A 22,598-nucleotide genomic window follows, 5' to 3' on the forward strand; every position below is an offset into this window, starting at 1 on the left:
TTCTACCACAACAAAAAGGCGACGATAGCGGTGACCACCAGGGTAGCGGCGATCAGTGCCAACCATGCGTTGCGGCGGCCGTTGCTCAGGCTGGGTTCGATGCGGTTGCCGGGCGAAGTGGGGCGGGTTTTCCAGCGCTTGGGTTCGCTGCTGGGTAGTTTGCGCTCAACTGGTTTGCTCAGCTCATCGATCGGTTTGCGGATGCGGGTTTTGTTGTCTTCGAGGTCGGGTGCGACTATGCGGAAAGTGTAGACATCCAGGCGTAAGCGGTCGCCATTGTTGGCGGTGGCATTGTCGATACGCAATTCATTGAGGAAGGTGCCGTTAGCGGAGCCAAGGTCTTTAATGCGCAGATGATTGCCTTCGATGCTGATTTCGGTGTGGCGGCGCGATAAATGGGTGCCGGGGATTACAATATCGCACTGGTTGCCGCGCCCTATCACCGTGCTGCGCTCAGGCAGCAATATAAAATGCTTTCCCGCCAGCCAACTGCTATCGGAGACGAGCCGCCAGGGGGCGCTGTAGGTGTCTTTGGCTTTATCGGGCAGGCTGCGAGGATCGAGTACGATAATGTCGCTGTTGCCGATTTTGATAATATCGCCAGGCAGGATTTCTTTTTGGGTGATGCGCTGGCCATTGATGAAACAGCCGCTGGTGCTGTTGTTATCTTTGAGAAAGTATTTGGTATTTTCCTGAATGACCTTGGCGTGCAGTGGGTCTACACCGTCTTCGTCGATGATTAAGTGGTTGTCTGCTGCTCTACCGATAGAGAAGAGTTTTTCGACGACCCACACGGGCGGGCGTCGATTATCCTTAAAATGGAGTTTGAGCATGGCAGATTCCGTATTTTGTCGTCTGAATCATTATTTGTGCTGCTATCTACCCTGAAACTGCGGATTTTGACGCCGATCCTGTGATCTGAATGACCTTATCATCGAATTCTATTAACTCATACCCTAAAGGGCAATCAAATGGCTGATATTCCTGAGTACGTAACTCCTCATGCTCCCCCCCAACCAAAAAATAGAGTGGTTATTCACTACTGCAATATGTGCCGGTGGATGCTGCGTTCAGCGTGGCTGGCGCAGGAGTTATTGAGCACCTTTGATGGCGAGCTGGACGAGGTGGCGCTACATCCTGGTACCGGTGGAATATTCCATGTGTGGCTCAACGGCCAGTTGATCTGGGACCGGGTTAGCGACGGTGGTTTTCCGGAGGCGAAGGAACTAAAACAGCGGGTGCGCGATCTACTCTGCCCCGAGCGCTCGCTTGGTCACAGTGATGGACACACGAAAAAGGCAGACTGACTTTTGTAACAAATCGTTTCAGGCGCCCTGAGTTGATGGCCTTTTTACTGTTTTAAATGGGGGTGGCTGGCATAATGGCGCCACCCTGCTGGCTGATAGACAACTGGCTCGTCCCTCTTAACATCCTGTCGCTCAGGGAAATTTCACCAACCGGATTTTTTCATGCAGACACTTTCACGTTTTTATCTGTCGCTCAACCGAATTTATCGCGCGCTTGTTATCAACCGTCCCTATCATGTACTGACGACGCTGGTGTTGCTCACCATAGTTGCTGCGTTTGGCATGACTAATTTCAAATTGGACGCGTCCGCTGACTCACTCACCCTGGAGCACGATACTTCTATCGATTATCTGCGTGAGGTTTCCAAGCGTTACCAAAGCGGTGATTTTCTGGTGCTCACTTATGCACCTAAAGCCGATATGTTTTCCGATGAGTCGATTAATACGCTTAAACAATTGCGCGATGAACTGGCGAGTGTTGATGGTGTGGCAAGCGTCTATTCCATGATCGATGTACCGCTGCTATACAGCCCAATGCGCCCATTGGCGGAACAAAAGGAATCGACGCGTACCTTGCTTACACCGGGTGTCGATCGTTCGATGGTCAAGCAGGAATTTTTAACCAGCCCGATTTACCGCGATATGTTGCTGAGTCCCGATGGGACGACATCGGCGATTTTGCTCAACCTAAAAGTGAACAATCAATATATCCAAATGGCGCGCCATCGCGACGCGCTGCGCATGAAACGTGACAAGGAAGGTTTGAGTGAAAGCGAAGAAAAAGAATTGGCGCAGGTATCGGCTGAGTTTTTGGATTACCGCACTGCAACTGCCGCACAGGACGCGGCGCGCGTGGAAATTGTGCGCGGCATAGTTGCTAGATATCAGGATCGCGCGCAAATTTTTCTTGGCGGCGTAAGCATGATCACCACCGATATGATTGCCTATATCAAAAGTGATCTGGTGGTATTCGGCGGCGCATTGGTTGCGTTCATTATTTTTATGCTGGCATTTTTATTCCGTCAGTGGCGGTTTGTGGTGCTGCCGCTCGCAACCTGCTTGATGTCAGTGACCTTGATGCTCGGTTGGCTGAGTTGGATTGATTGGCGGCTCACGGTCATCTCATCCAATTTTGTTGCGCTGTTATTAATCATGGTATTTGCATTCACCATTTATGTCGTGGTGCGCTATCGCGAAATCCATGCGATTGATCCCGATATGGATCAAGCCGATATAGTTCTGCAAACTGTGCGCGATATGGCGGTGCCCTGTCTGTATTCGGCATTGACCACGATTGTGGCATTTATGTCGCTGGTGATGAGCGGTATTCGCCCGGTAATTGATTTTGGCTGGATGATGACCATTGGATTGGTGGTGGGTTTTATTTTAGTGTTTGTGGTGTTGCCTGCAGGTTTGATGATTCTTCCGAAAGGCGAGCCCAAAGATCGCGGTGATAATTCCGCAGCGCTCACAGTTCGTTTTTCCAAGCTGGCAGAATTTCACGGTGGCAAAATTTTATTGCTCGCGCTGATTACGGTGCTTATCAGTGCGTGGGGCATCACCCGGTTGGAAGTGGAAAACCGCTTTGTCGATTATTTTAAAAGTGACAGCGAAATCCATCAGGGTTTGAGCGTAATTGATCGCCAACTCGGCGGCACAGTCACACTCGATATTATTCTTGATGCCGATAAAAACACTATCGATATTGTTGAAGCCGATGCGAGCGATGAAGAAGATCCTTTCGCTGAAGATGGTGGCGATGCTGCTGGTGTTGATGAGTCTGCCGACGAAGAAGATCCCTTTGCCGAAGCGGGCGATGAAGATGCTTTTGCCGATGATGCCAGCACTCCCACTACCGCACCAAGTTATTGGTTTAGTGTCGCCGGGTTGGATCAAATCAAACAATTACACAATTATTTGGAATCGCTGCCGGAAGTGGGCAAAGTTCAATCGCTCGCGACCGTTTACCAGTTAGCGCATGACATCAACAAAGGCAAGTTGAACGACTTTGAATTGAATGTGCTGCGCAACATGCTCTCCGACGATATCAAAAACTTTTTGATTACCCCCTACCTTGTTGATGATGTACAGCAAACCCGCATCACCCTGCGTGTTATTGAAACCACGCCGGACTTGAAACGTGCCGAACTGGTGGAAAAAATTCGCCAGTATGCGTTAAAGGATGTTGGTCTTAAACCGGAGCAGGTGAATTTCACCGGCATGTTGGTGCTCTATAACAATATGTTGCAGAGTTTGTTTGCATCGCAAATTGCAACGATCGGCGTGGTGTTTGTGTCAATCATGCTGATGATTATCGGTTTGTTCCGCTCATTTAAAATTGCGTTGATTTCAATACTACCCAATATCCTGGCGGCGGGAACTGTATTGGGTGCAATGGGCTTAGTGGGCATTCCGCTTGATATGATGACAACAACTATTGCGGCGATTGTGGTAGGCGTCGGGGTTGATCAAGCGATCCAGTACTTCTATCGTTACCGGATCGAGTTTGCGCATGACCAAAATTATGTTGAGGCGATGCATCGCTCACACGCATCGATTGGCCGCGCCATGTATTACACCTCAGTCACTATTATTGTGGGCTTCTCCATTTTGATGCTATCGCAATTTATCCCTTCGATTTATTTCGGTGTGCTCACTGCATTTGCTATGTTTATGGCGATTGTTGGGTCGCTAACTTTGTTGCCAAAATTAATTTTGATGCTGAAGCCATTTGGTCCCGGGAAATAATTTGTGCATAGGTTGACAATAAAAAAGGGCGCGAATTTCGCGCCCTTTTTTCTTTTGATATCAAGCAATCGATTAATACTATTTAGGCTCTAGGCGAACGTTGTCAAAATAGTATCCATCGTTCGTTCCTGCTGGACGATTGAGTCCCATGCCAATTTTGATGGTACCTGTAAGCGCAGCTCCTTTGGTTGGATCTACGGTCAAGGTGTAGGTTTTCCACACATCAATGTCATCCCAAATAGTGCCAATTTTGGAGTGGTATGCCGGGTTGGTGTCGCCTGCACCACTAGTGATACTGGTGCCAGCAAGGAAAATAAAGTCCTTGTAGTAGTTGGCTTCTCCATTAGTCAATCCGAGTGTATTTCTGGGGAAGTAAGCGTCTAATTTCACGTTGTAGTCTGCCAGGGTTTTTCCTTCTGGCAAACTAACTTCCATGATAGGCACTGCATTGTAATTACCTACGACTACTTTTAGCACGTTCACTGAGCTGCCGTTAGCCGGGAGTCCGGTGACTGAGGCAATGGTAACGACTGTTGCGGTTAGTTCTCCCGGATTCCAGCTAGCGCCTTCATAGGTAGCACCAGCGGTATCGCTCTCAAAATCGACACTGAGCTTGGTCGCCGCGGCAGAGCTGGAGCTGCTGGATACTGAACTCGATGCGGGTTCTGATGAGGCGGCGGGAGTAGAGGAGGCAGGCATACTTGACGCCGGCTCAGATGACGCAGGAGTACTTGATGCCGGTGTAGATGATGCGGGCGTACTTGATGCTGGAGTAGAGGATGCCGGTGTGCTTGAGGCTGCAGGAGTACTTGACGCCGCAGGCGAGCTGGAGCTTAGCGCAACGGAGGAGCTGCTGCTGGATTTCTTGTTGTCACTACCACCACAAGCAGTCAAAGAGGCCGCCAGTGTAATAATTAATGGAAGATGTTTTAGCATGTTAAAACTCCTGAGGGTAACGTATCTGCCCGGGTAGGCAGTATCGGTAACGCGTTATTGTTAGTGTTGCTGGATATTTGATTGCTAAAAAATATAACTAATTGATTTTTATTTAAATTATTGCTTTTTTAAAAGCCTGCATACTTGTATTTCTGCAGTAAATGAAACATAGCACACAAATGTTCTTTGCGACTATAAGTCGAGTGCTTTTTTCTGTGGAGTAAATTGGGGGGGGGCAAAGGCTCTGATCCAGAGCCTTTGGGATTTTTATCTATCGAATTACCAATCCATCAATGCTTTCAATTGTGGTACCAAATCTTTAGCCATTGCCGCATGTTGTTCTTTGGTAGGGTGCGCATCCCGCGCATCGCCAGGATAGTGGTTGGACGTAACTTGATGAACGCGTGAGTCGTTCACGCGTGAGATCGCCTCGCGGATATAATCAATTAACGCTGCTTTTTCTTCGCCATTGAGAATGGCTCCTTCCGTCAGCGCGACATGCGCCTGCGGATGATTCGCGAGCAATTTATTGATTAATTTTACATAGGCGGTCACATAGGCTTCGCGTTCGGGAATCCCCCGGCTGAAATCGTTGGTGCCTATGGCACTGACAATTAAATCCGGTTGATACTGCGTGTGATCCCATTTCATTATCGGGTCGTTATCGCCCACTGCAAACTCATAAAAATCTGTCAGGTTTGCGTCATCGGTTTTTCCATTCCAGCTGCGTACCAAACCGCGCCCGCCCCAACACACTAGATTCACCTGCGCATTGAGTGTTTTGCCAGTAAGCATGCCGTAGGATTCGCGCGCATTCCACCAACGGCTATTTTTTTCTTCGCCTGTTACGCGGTCAATCGCTTCGCCACAAGTAACGGAATCGCCTAGCACCAGCATTTTGCGTTTAGGTAGCAGCGGCGCGGATAAAAATTTCTCGCCTGTGAGCGTGAATTGTTTGAGCTCGACTTGGCCTTGCCAATTTTCAGTGCGGTGAATAATTTCCACAGAATGTTTGGCATCCTCCGTAAACCTGAATAATTCGACAGTTTGCGGTTGGTTGGTAATCTTGATGGCAGTCGGCGAACCATTATCGACAATCACATCGACCCAGGAGTTGCCGGTCGAACTCTGCAAATCGGCAGTCAGGGATCTGCCCATAACGTCGGCTTTAATGCTGACGCCGGGAAAACCCAACAGCAGGCTTTTATCGCTATTGATATGGGTGCGTCCCATAGTGGCAATTTCGGTGTTGGCGGCGGGAATGGTGATCATAACGTCGCTGTGTTTTGGCGGGGAACTGCTGCAGCCAAATAATAAAATAGTGGAAAAAAAAAGAGCGGTGGAAATCGGAAGAAGTTTCATGATGGCTACCTTGCTGTAATAATTTGTTGGGTAGGCTGGGCAATTTGCCCAGCGCCATGAACATTTATTGCAATAATGCGTTGATATCTGGTGTCATTGCATTGGCCCAAACTTGATAGCCTTTGGGAGTCGGGTGCAGGTAGTCAGCCATTATGTCGGGCGAAATATTGCCATCTTTTTGCAGCAACAATGGGCCGTAATCCTTAAAGAAAATCATTTTGTTGTCGCCCAGTTTGGAAATAATCTGGTTGAGCTTTTTGACCTTGCGGCGATTATCCGAACTGGGTGCCTGATCAAACGGAAATACCGCATTTAATAATATTTTGCTGTTCGGCCAGGCCAGTTGGAGTTGTTGAACCACTTTGGTTACACCTGCGGCAGCTTGCTCAGGTGTTTCTTGCAATGCGCCGACATTGTTAACGCCGATTAAGGCCACAATCAATTTCGGCTGGATGTTGCCGATAGCACCATGTTGCAAGCGCCAGAGCAGATTGCCGGTGTGGTCGCCACCTATAGCAAAGTTGGCCGCTTTCAGTGGCTTAAAATTTTTCTCCCAGATTGACCAATCCCAACCGGCGGTAATTGAATCGCCAACAAAAAGCACATCGACTTGATCGTATTGCGCAACCACTACATCTTCGGCGTGCATCTTGTCCCACGCCGAAACAGACATCCAGTCGTATTCGACAGTTCGTTTGGTTGGTGTTGTGCCAGAGGGTGGTGTAGGTGATAGGGCGCCACTTAATTGGCACAAGAGTGTAAGTCCGATGCCGACACAGAGTTGCGCTAGATTTTTTTGATGCAATTTCATTGTGACTATTCCTGCTCAATAGTGGTTGAAAAATATCTGCCATTAGTAATCACGTTAGAGAAATGATTATTGGCAGAGCGGTATTGCAGGCCGTGTGTTTTTTTGTACTTTTATTTCATGCACGAAAATGCGCTTATATTTTTAGTTTTTCAGATGCTAACTTTTTAAGCTTAGCCTCTCGTTGTGCGCATTCAAACTTTGCACACCAGCGATGTTTAGAATCAAATCGAGTAATTCATCCCAGGGTTCGGCGTTGCGCATGCCTTTTACGGCCTTGTCTATTCCATTGGCTTTGCGCAATAGCTGTTGTAGCTGTGCCGGCTTTAAACGGCGCAGTGCTGTCTGGATTAACGGCTGGCGTTTATCCCACACCCCCGCTTGTTTTGCCGCCCATTCAAAATGTTTACCCTGTGCAACCGCCTGAGAGATTTGCACTAGCGCGCGAATTTCGCGTGTGACTGCCCAGAGGATATTGATCGGTTCAGTGCCTTCGGTTTTTAACCCTTGCAGCGTGCGCACAGCGGCGCGGGCATCGCCATGCAGGGCTTTGTCGGTAAGGCCGAAGACATCGTAACGTGCACTATCGGCGACGACTGATGCCATCATTTCATAGCTAATGCGATTGTCAGTAGTGAGCAGTTTTAATTTTTCAATTTCCTGCGCGGCAGCGAGCAAATTGCCTTCAATGCGCGAGGCGAGTAAATCGATCGCATCGCTGTCGGCGTGCAAACCGGATTGCTGTAGGCGCACGCCAATCCAGCGCGGCAATTGCGCCGGTGTGACTGGCCAGATCTGGATGTGTTGGCCGGCATCTTCAATCGCTTTAAACCATTTACTTTTTTGCGTAGCGCCGTCGAGTTTTTCGGTGACGATTAATAACAAATTATCGGGGGCGGGGGATTGCGCATATTCTTGTAGCGCCTTGCCGCCTTTGTCGCCCGGTTTACCTGAGGGCATACGCACTTCGATAATTTTTTTCTCGGCGAAAAGTGAGAGGCTGTTGGCAGAGGCAAGCAATTGGCCCCAATCAAAACTGGTATCTATGTGATACAGCTCGCGCTCACTAAAACCATTTTTGCGTGCGGCGGCGCGGATCTGGTCGCAGCACTCTTGAATCAATAAAGGTTCATCACCCGACACCAAATAAATCGGTGCCAATTGCTTGGTGAGCGCAGCCCCTAATTGTTCAGCGCGCAACTTGGGCATGTTATTGCGCCGTGGGTGTTGGAGTGGAGGTTGCTTTTGCGCTGAGATTTTTGATGCGGCGCAAAATGGTATTGGCCAGTTCACGACGCATTTCACGCAGAACTAATTCTTCTTCCTGCGCGGCGCTGTTGGCATTGTTGACGTTGTAGTTATAGGTGCGCGAGGTGCGCGCGCTGGTGTCGAGCGGGGTGATAACACCGCTGGCATTGCTGATACTGTAATCCACGCGCAGGATAATTTCATAAGCGCTGGTGAGTGCATCGCTACCGACGCCGGCGGTGCGTTTATCCATCACTTCGCGATTCAAATTGAGCGTGAGTGAGGTTGCGTTGGCTGCAGTTACTTCATTGATTTTGTAGCTGCGCAGTGCTTGGCGCAACGTGTTAATCAGTGGGCTGTGATCATCTTTGGTGACTATCACCAAATCCAGTGGAGTGGTCATCGCCAGCTTATCTTCACCGGCTGCCGAGCCGCGCAAATGCCAGCCGCAAGCGGTCAGTGTGAGAACTAATAAGCTGACGATAATTTTTTTCATAAATAAATCCGTAGGGCGGGTTCACGTAGCAACCCGCCGTTGATGATCAATTAGCAACGATGTTTACTAATTTATTGGGGATCACAATCACCTTGCGCACGGTGACGCCCTCCAGGAAACGCTGCACATTTTCCTGTGCGAGCGCATCTGCTTCGAGCTGCTCTTTCGAAGAATCAATAGCGACATCCAACTTGCCACGCAACTTGCCGTTAACTTGAATCACAACTTCCACGGTTGAACGAGCCAGTGCGTTTTCATCAAGGGTCGGCCACTTTTCATTGAGTGGAATATTTTTGTGTCCGAGTGCTTGCCAAAGCGAATGGCTGATGTGCGGCACAATCGGAGCGAGCAACAAAATTGCCGCTTCCAGCGCTTCGCGTTCAACCGCGAGTCCAAGTGGATTGGCGCGGTCAGCTAGCTTGCTGGTCTCGTTGAGCAACTCCATTGTTGCAGCAATTGCGGTATTAAATGTTTGGCGACGGCCGTAATCATCGCTGACTTTCTGGATGGTTTCGTGCGTCTTTCTGCGCAAATCTTTTTGCGCTTGCGGGAGTGCACTCACATCAAGCTTGCCCTGTGTGCCGGCATTGATGTGGCCTTCAACTGCTTTCCACAAGCGGCGCAAGAAGCGGTTGGCGCCTTCAACACCGGAATCGCTCCATTCCATGCTCTGCTCTGGTGGAGCGGCAAACATGGAAAACAGGCGCACGGTATCGGCGCCGTATTGGTTGATCAGCTCTTCCGGGTCAACGGTGTTGCCTTTGGATTTGCTCATCTTGGTGCCGTCTTTCAACACCATGCCTTGGCAGAGCAAGCGTTCGAAGGGTTCGTCGCAGCTCACCAAACCTTCATCACGCATTAACTTGTGGAAGAAGCGCGAGTAGAGCAGGTGGAGGATGGCGTGTTCGATGCCGCCTACGTATTGGTCTACCGGCAGCCAGTAATCGGCGGCGGCTTTGTCGAGCATGCCGCCTTCAAAGTTGGGACAGGTGTAGCGCGCGTAGTACCAGCTCGATTCCATAAAGGTATCGAAGGTATCGGTTTCGCGTTCAACCGCTTGGCCATCCAATTCGGCTTTGCGCCATTCAGGATCGGCTTTGATCGGCGAGTGAACGCCGTTCATCACCACATCTTCCGGCAGCAATACCGGCAGTTTGTGCGCCGGTACGGGAATCTCGCCGCCGTCGGGCAAGTTGAACATGGGGATAGGCGCACCCCAGTAACGCTGGCGCGATACACCCCAGTCGCGCAGGCGATAGTTGGTTTTCACCTGGCCTTTGTTAGCCATTTCCAGGGTGCTGGCGATGGCATCGAAGGCGGCATTAAAATCCAGGCCGTCGTACTCGCCGGAATTAACCAGCACGCCTTTTTCAGTGAAGGCGGCTTTAGTCAGGTCGATGACTTCGCCATTCTGCGGCGCAATCACTTGAGAGATAGGCAGGTCGTACTTCTTGGCGAATTCGTAATCGCGCTGGTCGTGCGCGGGCACGGCCATTACCGCGCCTGAGCCGTAATCCATCAATACATAGTTGGCGATCCACACCGAAACAGGTTCGCCGGTAATTGGGTGGAGCGCTTTAATACCGGTATCGATACCGCGTTTTTCCATGGTCGCCATATCGGCTTCCGCAACGGATTGCACTTTGCATTCAGCGATAAATTGCGCGAGCGCTGGATTGGTCTCTGCCAGCAATTTGGCGATAGGATGTTCGGCCGCAAGGCTCACATAGGTCACGCCCATAATGGTATCGGGGCGGGTGGTGTAGATATCAAAACCAGTGAATTCGCCTACCGGTGAGGCCAAATCAAAATGCATATCCAGACCGCGACTTTTGCCGATCCAGTTGCGCTGCATGGTTTTAACTTGCTCGGGCCAGTTGGGCAGCTTGTCCAGATCGGCCAATAATTCTTCAGCGTAGGCGGTGATTTTGATAAACCACTGCGGAATCTCTTTGCGCTCAACTAATGCGCCTGAACGCCAGCCGCGTCCATCGATCACTTGTTCGTTAGCCAATACAGTGTGATCCACCGGGTCCCAGTTCACTGTCGCCATGCGCTTGTAAACCAGACCTTTTTGGTAAAGACGGGTAAAGAACCACTGCTCCCATTTGTAGTATTCGGGCTTGCAGGTAGTCAGCTCGCGCGACCAATCAAAGCCAAAGCCGAGTTGTTTTAACTGGCTGCGCATATGGTCGGTGTTGGAGTAAGTCCATTTTGCTGGTGCGGTTTGATGCTTGAGTGCAGCGTTTTCCGCTGGTAGGCCAAAGGCGTCCCAACCCATTGGATGCAATACGTTTTTCCCCTGCATACGCTGGTAGCGCGCGATCACATCGGTGATGGTGTAGTTGCGCACATGCCCCATGTGTAGCTTGCCGCTTGGGTAGGGAAACATCGCCAGACAATAGAACTTTTCTTTGCTGCGATCTTCAATAACCTTGAAGCTTTGGTGTTCTTCCCAGTACTGCTGGGCTTGGGCTTCAACTTCGGCGGGAGTGTATTGTTCTTGCATGGGGCGCTCTTGCATTGATTGTACGGCCTATACTTAGGTTGGATTTTTTACTTACTAAAGGTAAAAAGTTGCGAAAGGCGGTGATTATAGAGGCTGTACTGCCTGTGTGGGTATAAATATCTTGAAGCGCTAGCGGGAGTTATTTGCCATGAAGCCGACTGACAATGTGACCAACAAATCTGCCAACTATGTAGCCAACAACCCTTATCACGTTATCCAACCGGATTTGCCTTTTAGCCAAGAAGAAACCGGTGCATTCGGTGCGCTGAAGCATGAGGTGGACGACCTGGTTAAGCTCGAACTCACTGCTGAGCAGATGGTAGGTGAGGAGGTTGATCTGGCCAAGGCCTACATCCGTGAGGATGCCCAAGGTATTTGGAGCGATATGAAGCTCGGGCTTGCAGAGCTGGAACTAATCACTGGGGATTGGCTGTTGCGCGCCGCTGATCCAACCCGCGTCGAGTGGCAACTGAATCATTGGTGGGAGGATGAGGAGTCCCAATTCCGTCATTAACGGATGCATAATCCCATTTATACGACAAGTTTGTTAAGCTCTCGTCTGTCTGATCATTGATATCAGTCCTTTGATGCATCATCACTGACAAGAACTAATGAGAGAACTCCATGTATGTATCCTCAAGGCGCACGCTGAGTGCGCTTGCCTGCATTTTATTGTCCTGTCTGCCAATCCTTGGAGCTGCCCAGCCTGTGAGCGAATTGCTTGTCGATCCTATTTATCTGTGGGATGAAAAACCCTTGGTCATTCCCGACCGCGAACATATAAAAGACCAGCGTGTTTACGCGGTGGATAATCCGGCGATGATCCCTTATTGGCCCGCTGTCGATAAAGCCAATGGCACGGCGGTAGTGATTTTTCCTGGCGGCGGTTATGTGCGGTTGGCGATCAACCACGAGGGGCACGATATCGCCAAGTGGTTTGCGGCGCGCGGTGTTGCGGCCTTTGTGGTCAAGTACCGGATGCAGGAGTACGGCTTTCCTGCCCCTTTACTTGATGGCTTGCGCGCGGTGCGCCAGGTGCGTAAACACGCAGGTGAGTGGGGAATTGATCCAGCCAAAGTGGGAGTGATTGGTTTCTCGGCCGGCGGCCATCTGGCGGCGAGCGTTGCCACCCGTTCCGATTTCACCTTTGCACTGGATGACCCGCTCGGCGCTATCAGTGCGCGTCCTGATTTTGCGATTCTTGGCTATCCGGTTATCGCCCTTTACGGCCCCGATGCGCATGCGGGTTCACGCAAAGCCTTATTGGGCGAAAATCCCGATCCCAAAAAGCTGCATGACAATTCCTTACAATTTCAGGTGACGGATAAGGTCCCGCCGGTGTTTATGCTGCATGGTATCGATGATCAGGCTGTGCCTGTAGGCAACAGCCTTACCTTTTTTACCGAAGTGCAAAAACACAATAAGCAGTCCGAGTTACATATTTACCAAACCGGAATTCACGGTGTGGGGATGATTCAGGGGCAGGGCAGTGTATCAAGCTGGCCAGACTCCCTTGAGCGGTGGTTAAAGCAAAACAACTGGATTCATTAGCACTATGAACACAAATAGCAGAAGGAATACGAGCGCAACCTTTTGGGAGAGACGCAGTTATGGCGCGCAATAGTTTGGCGACAATGCAAGGCATGGTGGAGGTAGAGCAGCAACTGCAGTGTGAAAAAGCAATTGCAATGTATCGCCAACTGCCGAATGTATTGATTTTTACCTTTGTCGCTTCTTCGGCTTTGGCCCTTTATTTCCAAGAGGCGGCCAGTCAGTCGTCATTACTCCTGTGGTGGGGGAGTATGCAACTGGTTAGCCTTTTGCGTCTTGGTGGTTTGTGGTGGTGGCATCAATCCCTGCGGCAGCAGCATCAAAACTATACTCAGATGATCCGGCTATTTATGTTGGGGGCACTGGTATCGGGTGGTGTTTGGGCGAGCTTTTCGGTTGCCTATTTTAACGATGCACCTGCTGCGCAGCGTTTGGTTATCGCACTGGTAATGGCGACTATCGCGGCGGGCAGCATCAATGTGCTCATGTTGGTGCCTTGGGTTGGTCGACTATTTATGGCGTTGTTGATCGGCCCGCTAGTGGTGTTGTTTGCAACGACGGGCGCCATGGATGATTTGGTTGTGGCAGGGCTGAGCTTGGCACTCTTTATTGGCCTATCAGGTTTTGCACGCGTATCGCGCGATAGTGCGCTTCACCTGTTTGCAGCAGCGCGCGATAAAGATCGCAGCATCGCTATTGCGCTCAGTCAGCGCGATGAGCTGGCGCGGGCCAAAGATGACTTGGAGCTGCGCCTTGCCGAGCAGATCGAGACGCTGCAATTTGAAATCGCCCTGAAAGAGCGCTATGCGCAAGAGCTGGCGCGGGTGGCGTCATCTGATCCGCTTACCGGGCTGTTAAATCGCAGCTCTTTTGAGCGCGAGCTGCGCCAGCAAATCGAAATGGCGCGCGCCAATAACAGCTGTCTGGGCGTGCTGGCGATTGAAGTACTGCGTTTTGATGTTATCGAGTTGCAGGGGGCCGTCGTTAGCGAGCAGATATTGCTGGTGCTGGCAGATCGCTTAAAAGGTGCAATGCCACGCGGCAGCCTGATTGCCCGCTGGGGTGGCTCGGAGTTTGCGGTCACCATGAGCACACAGGGGCGCAAATGGGTGCATGAGGCGGCGCTGCTGCGCGGAGTTTTGCAGCAGCCGATTGAAACCGGCGCGGGGGTTATGCGCATCGATGTCATGATCGGAATTTCTGCTTTTCCCGGGGAGGCGCGCGATGCCGAGCAGCTTCTCTATCAAACGTCGATCGCTCGCCACAGTCTGCGCCAGCAGGGAACTGGCGGCGTAAAGCTATTCGATTTAGCTTTGGATGTCGGTATCCAGCAGCGCCAGCGTTTGCGCCGCTCCCTGCATTCGGCGCTGGAGGCGGATGAGTTATCGCTGGTGTTTCAGCCTATTGAGCCCTGCGGCACCTCAGCCCCGCGCAAAATGGAAGCCCTGTTGCGCTGGGATGAGCCTGAGTTGGGGGCAATCTCGCCACTCTTGTTTATCCCTGTTGCAGAAGAGAGCGGGTTGATTGTGCCGCTGGGGCGCTGGGTACTTATGTCTGCTTGCAAGGCCGCAGCGCAGTGGTCGGGCGATGCTGTGGTTAGCGTCAATGTCTCCATCCATCAAATTTTGGGCGGCGACCTGTTGGCTGATGTTAACGCAGCTTTGAAGTCCTCGGGGTTGGCGCCCGAGCGACTGGAAATTGAAATTACCGAAAGCGTTTTTTCCCACGATATAGATCTGGTGTGCTCGGTACTTGAACAGATTCGCGCACTGGGTGTTAGTTTAGCAATCGATGACTTTGGTACGGGCTATTCATCGCTGGCCTATTTGCGACGGTTGCCGGTCAATATCATCAAGATCGACCGCAGTTTTATCGCCGATCTCGACCATGACGCGCGCAAGTTGCTGCTCGCGATTGTCGGCATGGCGCGCGGTTTGGGTTTTCGCATTGTGGTTGAGGGGGTCGAAACCGAGCAGCAGCGCAACCTGCTGGTGGCGATGGGGGTGGATTATTTGCAGGGATATTTGATATCCCGCCCCATCTCTGCCCGCAATGTGGCTGGCTGGTTGTCGGCACCTAACTCGCTCAATGCGTGATTGTCGCTTTTGCTTGCGATTGATTGGCCATTTGGCATACAATCGCCGCCCCTGAAATCAGGTATACGACGCTAGTCCCAAACGCCAAGGCATGTCGCCCGGCTACTTCGTGTCGTCCAAGCGTTGTTTTTGGAGCAAAGAATGAGCGCATATGCAATTTTTGAAAGCGGTGGCAAGCAACATCGCGTAGTTGTGGGTGAAACCCTCAAACTCGAAAAAATCGATTTCACCACTGGTGGCGTTGTTGAATTCAACAAAGTGTACCTGGTTGCCAACGGCGCAGACGTCAAGATTGGCGCTCCTGTTGTTGAAGGTGCAACTGTTACTGCTGAAGTGGTTGCTCATGGCCGTGCCGACAAAGTGAAGATCATCAAATTCCGTCGTCGTAAGCACCACATGAAGCGTCAAGGTCATCGTCAGTGGTTCACCGAAGTGAAAATCACTGCTATCAAAGGTTAATTGAGGAGGCTATAAAATGGCTCACAAGAAAGGGGTTGGTAGTTCTCGTAACGGTCGCGATTCAGAAGCGAAACGCCTTGGTGTTAAAGCTTACGGCGGTGAATTGATTTCTGGTGGCAGCATTATTGTTCGTCAACGCGGAACCAAATTCCACGCTGGCGTAAACGTAGGTCTGGGTAAAGACCACACTCTGTTCGCGAAAGTGGACGGTACCGTTAAGTTCGAAATTAAAGGCGCTTTTGGCCGTCAATACGTAAGCATCATTCCTGCTGCTTAATATTGCGCTAAAATACTAGCCAAGCTTGCTGCTTGCAGTGGGCAAAAATGAAGAACAATAAAAAAGCCCTGTCGTCCCCGTCAGGGCTTTTTTATATTCAGGACGAATGGTATGTCGCGAGTGCATGGATGCACAGGAGCGACGATATATTTAAGTTTGAATTATTTTTTGTTTTGTATTTTTTATTCCTCTGGAGTGCGCTGTGAAATTTGTTGATGAAGCCCCAATTCATGTCGAAGCCGGTAAGGGTGGCAACGGATTCATGAGCTTCCGGCGGGAGAAGTTTATTTCCAAGGGCGGTCCCGATGGCGGTGACGGCGGTGACGGCGGCAGTGTCTTTCTGGTTGCCGACGAAAACTTGAATACCCTGATTGATTATCGCTTTGTACCTAAATATCGCGCCGAAAATGGCGAGAAGGGTGGCAGTAAAGATTGCACCGGCGCCAAGGGTGCCGATTTGTTTTTGCCTGTGCCGGTGGGCACTACTGTTATTGATATTGATACTGAAGAAGTGTTTGGCGATTTAACCGAGCACGGTCAAAAATTAAAAGTTGCCCAAGGTGGATTCCATGGCCTGGGCAATACCCGCTTTAAAACCAGTACAAACCGCACCCCGCGTAAAACTTCGCCCGGTACGGAAGGTGAAATGCGTAACTTGAAGCTGGAGTTAAAAGTGCTCGCCGATGTGGGCATGCTCGGTTTACCTAATGCCGGTAAATCCAGTTTTATCCGCGCAGTGAGTTCAGCCAAACCCAAAGTGGCGGATTATCCGTTTACCACGCTCGTGCCTAATCTCGGTGTAGTAAAAGTGCAGCAACACCGCAGTTTTGTGATTGCTGATATTCCCGGTGTAATCGAAGGTGCAGCAGAAGGGGCTGGCTTGGGTGTGCGTTTCCTCAAGCATTTAACCCGCTGCCGTTACTTGATGCACATGGTCGATATGGCGCCGGTGGATGAGTCCAATCCCGCCGAAAGTGTGCGTGTCATCGCCAACGAATTGCAAAAATTCAGCCCGACCCTCGCGACACGTGAGCGCTGGTTGCTGCTCAACAAAATTGACTTGCTGCCGCCCGATGAAGTGGAAGCGCGCTGCCAGGCAGTGATTGATGAGTTGAATTGGACTGGCCCGGTATTCCGTATTTCTGCACTCAATCGCGACGGCACCGTGCCGCTGACCGGCAAGCTGATGGATAGCCTTGAAGCTGTGTGGGAAGAAGAAAAAACCAATCCGGAAGCGCGCGAGCGTGAAGCGGAGTTGCAAAACCAAATGGCACAAGAGGCGCGCGAGCGTATCGAAGAGTTGCGTGAAATTGAACGCGAAGCGCGCCGTGCACGGGGCGATGTAGAAGATGATAATTTCAATGAAGACGATTACGACGTAGAAGTTATTTACGTGAATCATTGATCGCGGCCAATTAGCGCCAGCAGCAAAATAGTGTAACCTCACGCCCGGGCACCGCTCCGGGCGTTTTGTATTGATAGCCCGACTTTTTTATAAAAATTTCATTTATTTCTTCTTGAGCACATCCTATTCATGAGCAAAAGAAACATCATTCCCCAAGCCAAGCGCTGGGTGGTAAAAATCGGCAGCGCACTTTTAACCAATGATGGCAAAGGGCTGGATGCAGTAGCAATTGCCGGCTGGGTCAAGCAGATGGCTGAGCTCCGCTTACGCGGAATTGAATTGGTGCTTGTGTCTTCCGGTGCAGTCGCTGCTGGTATGCGCCGCTTAGGTTGGGCTGCTCGCCCCACTGAAATCCATCAGTTACAAGCCGCTGCTGCTGTCGGCCAAATGAGTTTGATCCAAACCTACGAAGTGGAATTTCAGCGCTACGGTTTGCTCACCGCACAAGTGCTGTTGGATCATGACGATTTATCGTCGCGCCAGCGCTATTTAAATGCACGTTCCACATTGAAAACACTGATTGGATTTAATGTAGTGCCTGTCATTAATGAAAATGACACAGTGACCACCGAGGAAATCCGTTTTGGTGATAACGATACCCTTGGTGCGCTCGTTGCGAACTTAATCGAAGCCGATTTATTGGTCATTCTCACCGACCAAAAAGGTATGTACGACAGCGATCCTCGTTCCAATCCCAATGCGCAATTACTCAGCGAAATCGCTGCTGATGATACCCGCCTCGAACAAATGGCGGGTGGCACTGGTGGTGCTTTGGGGCGCGGTGGAATGATTACCAAAGTGCGCGCTGCGCGCGTTGCCGCGCGTTCGGGGGCCGATACAGTCATTGTTGGCGGTCGCATCGACGATGCCTTATTGCGTATTGCCGCAGGTGAAAACCTCGGTACATTTTTGTGGGCTGAACAGCAACCGCAAGCCGCGCGCAAGCGCTGGATATCCGGCCAATTGCAAACCCGCGGTACCATTGTGTTGGATGATGGCGCAGCGCGCGTAGTGCGCGAGCAAGGCAAAAGTATTTTGCCGGTGGGGGTAAAAGAAGTGCGCGGCGATTTCACCCGCGGTGACATGGTAATTTGCGAAGACCTGAACGGAAAAGAAATCGCGCGCGGATTAATCAATTACCACGCCGACGAGGCGCGCAAAATTATCGGCAAACCCAGCAGCCAGATTTTCGATATTTTGGGTTATCAGGATGATAACGAATTAATTCATCGTGACAATCTGGTTTTAAGTTAATAGGTTGGTGTTGAGTTAATTTGTCTTTTGCTTAACGATAAAAAACCCGCGTCAAAAACGCGGGTTTTTTTATTGCGCAGTATTACTTCTGTGATTGCGACATTTTTGCCCGCAGTGCGATAACTGCCAGCATGCCAAGCAACAACAATAAGCTCGATGGTTCAGGTACGGAAATACTTGCTACATTTACTGTTGTTCCAGTGATGGTGTCGATCGATAGATCATTGCCGTACGCATCGCCGATTGTATTGACTGTCAGTGAAAAATTGCCGCTGCCAATAGCGACGGCATTGAGCAGTACACTAAACAGCGTAAATTCGCCTGCCTGCAATAACTCCAAATCCAATGCATCATCAAAAGAAATTTCCAACGCGCTTAACCAGTCCAGTCCGCTGCTGCTGTCTTGCAGGCTACCAAAACCGTTTAGGTCAAGCTGATTGCCCAATGTTGAGTCACCCCACAAAATGCTGCTGAAATTAAACAGACTGGCATCGTAATTAAAATTCACATCGTAAACGCCGAGTGCTGGCGCGCTGGCGTCACTCAAGCCGCTGATGCGCACCTGCACTTCAATATTGTCGCCAACATTGACGGCAGTTTGATTGGCGATAAGGTCAATGCTAATGGCATGGGCGTTGAGCGATAAGCTCAGGCCGAGAGCAAGTAAACCGGCGAATAATTTTTTCATCATAAACTCCTATTAATTAGTTAATGGCGCAGCCAGTGCGAGTGCACTGCAAGGTGAGTGCGCGTGCGTCATTGGCATTAATGATTCCGTCGCCATTCACATCGCGTTGGTCAAATGCGGTTGGCGTTACGCCGCGCGCATTGGTCACGAGCTGCACATCGCTTTTATCGACGTCGCCGTCGCCATCCAAATCGATAATTAATTTGAGTGAAACCACTAGCGGATCATGATCAGAAGAACGATAGGCATCGGTGCTATAAAAATTCGCAATTTGCGCGGCAGATTTAAATTCGGTGTTGTAGTCGAGGCTGATAGGTTCGTCGGCGTTGATGTGCCAATCAGCGGCATACAAGACTTGTGGTGTTAATGCATTGCTCGCCAGTCCATGATCCAGATAGCCGGCTTGTCCATCAAATACATAGGAGTAAGCGGCGTCGCCGCCGAAATGGTTAATCAAATCGGTATAGCCAGCGTTGATAATTTGGACGATGGGGTTTTCTTTAGCGTAAGCATTTAAATCGCCGATGATTAAATAATCGCGATCATTCACGCCGGTCGGATGGGTGCCCAGCCAATTTACTAATGCAGTGGCCGCTTGGGTTCGGGTGATATTGCAATTGCCTTGACCATCACCGATATCGAGATCACCTAAATCATTACAATCCGAACCTTTGGATTTCAGGTGATTAACGGCGACTGTAGCAATCGCACGGTTGCTATTGGCGCGGAAACTTTGCGCGAGTGCCGGGCGGTTTTTGGTATCGATAAATTGTGAATCGACACTTGAATCGAGAATCGCTGTCTTACCAATCGCAGTGGCTTTGTCACTGCGATAAATAAATCCAACAGCGATTTCATCGGTACCGATTTTATTCACTCCTGGATTAATATATTTCCATGCGCTGGTTCCGGTAGCGGCATTGACTGCTGCTGTTAATTCGGCGATTGCACTGGTGCTGCCGTAGCCATCGTTTTCAATTTCAATCAGGCCGATCACGTCGGCGTTCAAGCCCACCAGTGCGCTGACAATTTTTGCTTTTTGCCGTGCAAATTCCGTTGCTGTATTAGCGCCGCGTGAGGTTGGGAAACCGCCGCCAGTTCCGTTACCGTTGAAAAAGTTCAGCACGTTAAAGCTGGCGATTTTTAAATTCGCCGCCGAATCTGTTACAGGTGCAAGTGGGCGTGCATTGGTATTAACAAAATTTGGTGTGCTGGTGGGGAGAATGCGGTACACACCAAAATCGTAAGTGATCACACCTTGCAGATTCGCTACTGTATCGCCACTGCGTAAAGTATTTTCAGCAGACAAACCCGGAGCAGGGAAAATTACCGGATCAGGATTTTGCAGGTTGCTTGCGTCATCCATCATCAACTTATTCAAATTATTTTGCGCCTGCAACACATTGGCTGCTGCACCGGGTTCGACCACATTGGTTGGTTGTTGCAAACGGCCATTAGCCAGCAATAATTGTCCGTAGCGACCCAATTGATAGGTTTCATTGACGGTGAGGGTTTGTGCTATCGCCACTGACATGCCTTCGATTTTTTCAAATGCATCCAGTGATGCAACAGGCCAGGAAATGGTCGCAGGTGTTGGCAATGTTTGGTTGTTCGCACACACAGTGACAGTGGCGTTATTGAGTTGAGTTAACTCAAATGTTTCTGCCACCACACCACTTACTCGTACGCGATCACCCACAGAAACCGGTGTGGTGCTGGCGATATAAATGCCTTCTGAGGTGTTTGCATTACCATCGTTGTCGGCATCTTCTTCCTGAATAAAAAATCCGCCGAGTTGATTGGCGTTTTGGAAATCGGCCACCACGATGGCTTCGATGCTGATGTTATTGCCGACTAACGCGCTCGCAGTTCCTGATCCTTGAATGCTTGCGATGCGTGTTGCACTTTCACCGCACTTGCCAGCAGTGCCGCCACCATTATTGTTGCCACCGCCGTTGCTGCTGCCTTGATAAGTGCCGAGGTGATCGACGGTATCCTGTGCGTAACCTTCCCATTCCAGCGCCGGATCAAAACTATTGTTGATGCTTACGTCGCCGGTGGTGATAGAGGTTTTACGGCGCAAGGTATTGTCTGCGGTGCTGGTAAAACCTGTGCCCCATTCGCTGCCGGGATCAACGCCGACTTGCCCGATGCTATCCAAAACCGTGTTGCCATTTTTCAACACAATCGCATCGTCGCCGTTAAACCAGCCTGAACTATTGGTTTGGTTGGCTGTGGCCAAAATCGTCGCATTGGCACTGCCGTGAGCAAGCACAAACACACCATTGGCGGGAATGCTGCCGGTGAGGTTGACGGTCAGGCCCGCGCTGTTGCTACCGTTGAAATACATCTCGACTTTGTAGCCACTTAAACTAATTGCGCTAGCGCTGCTGTTGTAAATCTCCAGCGCTTTATTGTTGCTGCTGCCTTCAATGTATTCGGAAAAGTACAGATCGGCGGCGGCGGGTAGCGCGCTCAGGCTTGCAATCGCGACCGCCAATAATAGCGGCTTGTGGGTCTTATAGTTCATGGTTGGCTCCCTGTTAAACCTGGTGGGTTTGATGATCGTGGAGCGCAGCTTAGGGGGAGTTTGTTACGGAGCCGTGGCGGGATTTGGTCGTTTGTGTGATGTTTTTGTGACGCCAGAATGCAATTGTCGGATCGCTGGCTATAGCGAATCCTTCTACAGGAAATGTAAAGATGGGGAACTTGCGGCGAAAGTGGGGAGTCCGAACTGTCCACCCTTTTAATCTAGGCAATCTGACTTGAAACGATAACGCTGTGATCTGTACGTCTGCATCTGTGTAGACAAAGACGCTGTATGGAGGTTTTTATGAACACCAGAAACGATCTTTTGCTCGATAAGATTGAACTTCGCACCCCGCTCACCTCCGATGGTGACGCACTCAAAGGCTTGCTCGCTACCACGCCCGTCCTCGACGGCAATTCCGTGCAGTGCACACTCCTGCAATGTGGCCATTTTGCCAAAACTTCAGTTGCGGCTTTTTTGCACGGACGGCTGGTGGGGTTTGTATCGGCTTATTATCCACCCAACGAACCGCAAACTTTGTTTGTGTGGCAAGTGGTGGTCTCGCAACAATTGCGCGATCTCGGTTTGGGTAAAAAAATGCTGCACTGGTTGGTCGCCCAGCCCGCGTGTGAACAAGCTGTGCGCCTGGTGACGGCGATCGGCATTAAAAATTCGGTCTCCTGGTCGATGTTCGATAGTTTTGCGCGTGATATAGGCGCCTTACCCATCAAATCCTTTGTGACTCCGCTAACACCGAAAGACGGTTACGAGCAAGACGAATACCTGCTGCGTATTTCCCCGCTCCCCAATCGCGCCGAGCAATCTGCAAGCGACCCACTGGAGGATCTCAAAGCCAGCGGCTCACATATCTCGGCGATGCGTCGCTGGTTGGATTAGTTTAGCGGCGACCTTTGGTCGCTCGCC

General features: G+C 50.5%; 19 protein-coding genes. 10 read left to right on the plus strand and 9 right to left on the minus strand.

Translation table 11 applies throughout. The features are described 5' to 3' along the window. Positions 1–2: 2 nt before the first annotated feature. Positions 3–833 (minus strand): FHA domain-containing protein, encoded by an 831-nt coding sequence (locus tag B4E62_RS11360; RefSeq protein ID WP_310074209.1) that lies wholly within the window; start codon positions 831–833, stop codon positions 3–5. Between the two features lie 138 nt (positions 834–971). Between B4E62_RS11360 and B4E62_RS11365 the strand changes: the two genes are divergently transcribed. Both B4E62_RS11365 and B4E62_RS11370 read left to right on the plus strand, forming a co-directional pair. Continuing rightward, a complete protein-coding gene (locus B4E62_RS11365) occupies positions 972–1,307 on the plus strand; it encodes a SelT/SelW/SelH family protein (RefSeq protein WP_331352145.1) in 336 nt (111 codons plus the stop codon). 162 nt (positions 1,308–1,469) lie between these two features. Next, positions 1,470–4,055, plus strand: a complete 2,586-nt coding sequence (locus B4E62_RS11370) for an efflux RND transporter permease subunit (RefSeq protein ID WP_310074203.1) — start codon at positions 1,470–1,472, stop codon at positions 4,053–4,055. Between the two features lie 78 nt (positions 4,056–4,133). On the opposite strand, the gene B4E62_RS11375 is transcribed toward B4E62_RS11370, so the two are convergent. The 6 genes from B4E62_RS11375 to leuS form a co-directional block, all read right to left on the minus strand. Beyond that, positions 4,134–4,991: a hypothetical protein gene (locus tag B4E62_RS11375; RefSeq protein ID WP_310074201.1), complete on the minus strand. Its 858-nt coding sequence runs from the start codon at positions 4,989–4,991 to the stop codon at positions 4,134–4,136. 279 nt (positions 4,992–5,270) lie between these two features. Then, entirely contained in the window at positions 5,271–6,353 is a 1,083-nt protein-coding gene (gene axe2C, locus B4E62_RS11380) for a bifunctional acetylxylan esterase/glucomannan deacetylase AxeC2 (protein WP_331352146.1), read from the minus strand. A gap of 64 nt (positions 6,354–6,417) precedes the next feature. Then, on the minus strand, positions 6,418–7,164 hold the full coding sequence (locus B4E62_RS11385; protein WP_331352147.1) for a GDSL-type esterase/lipase family protein: 747 nt from the start codon (positions 7,162–7,164) through the stop codon (positions 6,418–6,420). Positions 7,165–7,320: 156 nt separating this feature from the next. Further along, positions 7,321–8,370 (minus strand): DNA polymerase III subunit delta, encoded by a 1,050-nt coding sequence (gene holA / locus B4E62_RS11390; protein ID WP_331352148.1) that lies wholly within the window; start codon positions 8,368–8,370, stop codon positions 7,321–7,323. A 1-nt stretch (position 8,371) separates the two neighbouring features. Continuing rightward, positions 8,372–8,905, minus strand: a complete 534-nt coding sequence (lptE, locus tag B4E62_RS11395; RefSeq protein WP_310074191.1) for an LPS assembly lipoprotein LptE — start codon at positions 8,903–8,905, stop codon at positions 8,372–8,374. A gap of 46 nt (positions 8,906–8,951) precedes the next feature. Further along, positions 8,952–11,414: a leucine--tRNA ligase gene (gene leuS, locus B4E62_RS11400; RefSeq protein WP_331352149.1), complete on the minus strand. Its 2,463-nt coding sequence runs from the start codon at positions 11,412–11,414 to the stop codon at positions 8,952–8,954. Between the two features lie 148 nt (positions 11,415–11,562). Between leuS and B4E62_RS11405 the strand changes: the two genes are divergently transcribed. The 7 genes from B4E62_RS11405 (at position 11,563) to proB (ending at position 18,456) form a co-directional block, all read left to right on the plus strand. Continuing rightward, the gene (locus tag B4E62_RS11405) at positions 11,563–11,928 is read left to right on the plus strand and encodes a hypothetical protein (protein WP_331352150.1); all 366 of its coding nucleotides are present in this window, start codon (positions 11,563–11,565) and stop codon (positions 11,926–11,928) included. Between the two features lie 194 nt (positions 11,929–12,122). Beyond that, positions 12,123–12,965, plus strand: a complete 843-nt coding sequence (locus B4E62_RS11410; protein ID WP_331352151.1) for an alpha/beta hydrolase — start codon at positions 12,123–12,125, stop codon at positions 12,963–12,965. 59 nt (positions 12,966–13,024) lie between these two features. Continuing rightward, the gene (locus B4E62_RS11415) at positions 13,025–15,061 is read left to right on the plus strand and encodes a putative bifunctional diguanylate cyclase/phosphodiesterase (protein WP_310074182.1); all 2,037 of its coding nucleotides are present in this window, start codon (positions 13,025–13,027) and stop codon (positions 15,059–15,061) included. Between the two features lie 141 nt (positions 15,062–15,202). Further along, positions 15,203–15,520 carry a 50S ribosomal protein L21 gene (gene rplU, locus B4E62_RS11420; RefSeq protein ID WP_062064492.1) on the plus strand — a complete coding sequence of 106 codons (318 nt, stop codon included), beginning with the start codon at positions 15,203–15,205 and terminating at the stop codon, positions 15,518–15,520. Between the two features lie 16 nt (positions 15,521–15,536). Continuing rightward, positions 15,537–15,797 (plus strand): 50S ribosomal protein L27, encoded by a 261-nt coding sequence (rpmA, locus tag B4E62_RS11425; protein ID WP_007640051.1) that lies wholly within the window; start codon positions 15,537–15,539, stop codon positions 15,795–15,797. 202 nt (positions 15,798–15,999) lie between these two features. Beyond that, positions 16,000–17,202 carry an Obg family GTPase CgtA gene (cgtA, locus tag B4E62_RS11430; protein WP_310074176.1) on the plus strand — a complete coding sequence of 401 codons (1,203 nt, stop codon included), beginning with the start codon at positions 16,000–16,002 and terminating at the stop codon, positions 17,200–17,202. A gap of 129 nt (positions 17,203–17,331) precedes the next feature. After that, positions 17,332–18,456: a glutamate 5-kinase gene (gene proB, locus B4E62_RS11435; RefSeq protein ID WP_310074173.1), complete on the plus strand. Its 1,125-nt coding sequence runs from the start codon at positions 17,332–17,334 to the stop codon at positions 18,454–18,456. Between the two features lie 82 nt (positions 18,457–18,538). On the opposite strand, the gene B4E62_RS11440 is transcribed toward proB, so the two are convergent. Next, positions 18,539–19,147 carry a cohesin domain-containing protein gene (locus B4E62_RS11440; RefSeq protein WP_331352152.1) on the minus strand — a complete coding sequence of 203 codons (609 nt, stop codon included), beginning with the start codon at positions 19,145–19,147 and terminating at the stop codon, positions 18,539–18,541. Positions 19,148–19,160: 13 nt separating this feature from the next. After that, positions 19,161–21,674: an ExeM/NucH family extracellular endonuclease gene (locus tag B4E62_RS11445; protein ID WP_331352153.1), complete on the minus strand. Its 2,514-nt coding sequence runs from the start codon at positions 21,672–21,674 to the stop codon at positions 19,161–19,163. A 303-nt stretch (positions 21,675–21,977) separates the two neighbouring features. Here B4E62_RS11445 and B4E62_RS11450 point away from each other — a divergent pair, with 303 nt between their 5' ends. Then, positions 21,978–22,571 carry a GNAT family N-acetyltransferase gene (locus B4E62_RS11450; RefSeq protein WP_310074163.1) on the plus strand — a complete coding sequence of 198 codons (594 nt, stop codon included), beginning with the start codon at positions 21,978–21,980 and terminating at the stop codon, positions 22,569–22,571. The last annotated feature ends 27 nt before the right edge of the window (positions 22,572–22,598 follow it).

Source organism: Cellvibrio sp. UBA7671 (genome assembly GCA_002483145.1).
Lineage (GTDB): Bacteria > Pseudomonadota > Gammaproteobacteria > Pseudomonadales > Cellvibrionaceae > Cellvibrio > Cellvibrio fibrivorans.

Excerpts from the sequence above, each read along its gene's own strand:
- B4E62_RS11360 (WP_310074209.1), bottom strand. The coding sequence starts at position 833 with ATGCTCAAACTCCATTTTAAGGATAATCGACGCCCGCCCGTGTGGGTC.
- B4E62_RS11365 (WP_331352145.1), top strand. The coding sequence starts at position 972 with ATGGCTGATATTCCTGAGTACGTAACTCCTCATGCTCCCCCCCAACCA.
- B4E62_RS11370 (WP_310074203.1), top strand. The coding sequence starts at position 1,470 with ATGCAGACACTTTCACGTTTTTATCTGTCGCTCAACCGAATTTATCGC.
- B4E62_RS11375 (WP_310074201.1), bottom strand. The coding sequence starts at position 4,991 with ATGCTAAAACATCTTCCATTAATTATTACACTGGCGGCCTCTTTGACT.
- axe2C (WP_331352146.1), bottom strand. The coding sequence starts at position 6,353 with ATGAAACTTCTTCCGATTTCCACCGCTCTTTTTTTTTCCACTATTTTA.
- B4E62_RS11385 (WP_331352147.1), bottom strand. The coding sequence starts at position 7,164 with ATGAAATTGCATCAAAAAAATCTAGCGCAACTCTGTGTCGGCATCGGA.
- holA (WP_331352148.1), bottom strand. The coding sequence starts at position 8,370 with ATGCCCAAGTTGCGCGCTGAACAATTAGGGGCTGCGCTCACCAAGCAA.
- lptE (WP_310074191.1), bottom strand. The coding sequence starts at position 8,905 with ATGAAAAAAATTATCGTCAGCTTATTAGTTCTCACACTGACCGCTTGC.
- leuS (WP_331352149.1), bottom strand. The coding sequence starts at position 11,414 with ATGCAAGAACAATACACTCCCGCCGAAGTTGAAGCCCAAGCCCAGCAG.
- B4E62_RS11405 (WP_331352150.1), top strand. The coding sequence starts at position 11,563 with ATGAAGCCGACTGACAATGTGACCAACAAATCTGCCAACTATGTAGCC.
- B4E62_RS11415 (WP_310074182.1), top strand. The coding sequence starts at position 13,025 with ATGGCGCGCAATAGTTTGGCGACAATGCAAGGCATGGTGGAGGTAGAG.
- rplU (WP_062064492.1), top strand. The coding sequence starts at position 15,203 with ATGAGCGCATATGCAATTTTTGAAAGCGGTGGCAAGCAACATCGCGTA.
- rpmA (WP_007640051.1), top strand. The coding sequence starts at position 15,537 with ATGGCTCACAAGAAAGGGGTTGGTAGTTCTCGTAACGGTCGCGATTCA.
- proB (WP_310074173.1), top strand. The coding sequence starts at position 17,332 with ATGAGCAAAAGAAACATCATTCCCCAAGCCAAGCGCTGGGTGGTAAAA.
- B4E62_RS11440 (WP_331352152.1), bottom strand. The coding sequence starts at position 19,147 with ATGATGAAAAAATTATTCGCCGGTTTACTTGCTCTCGGCCTGAGCTTA.
- B4E62_RS11445 (WP_331352153.1), bottom strand. The coding sequence starts at position 21,674 with ATGAACTATAAGACCCACAAGCCGCTATTATTGGCGGTCGCGATTGCA.
- B4E62_RS11450 (WP_310074163.1), top strand. The coding sequence starts at position 21,978 with ATGAACACCAGAAACGATCTTTTGCTCGATAAGATTGAACTTCGCACC.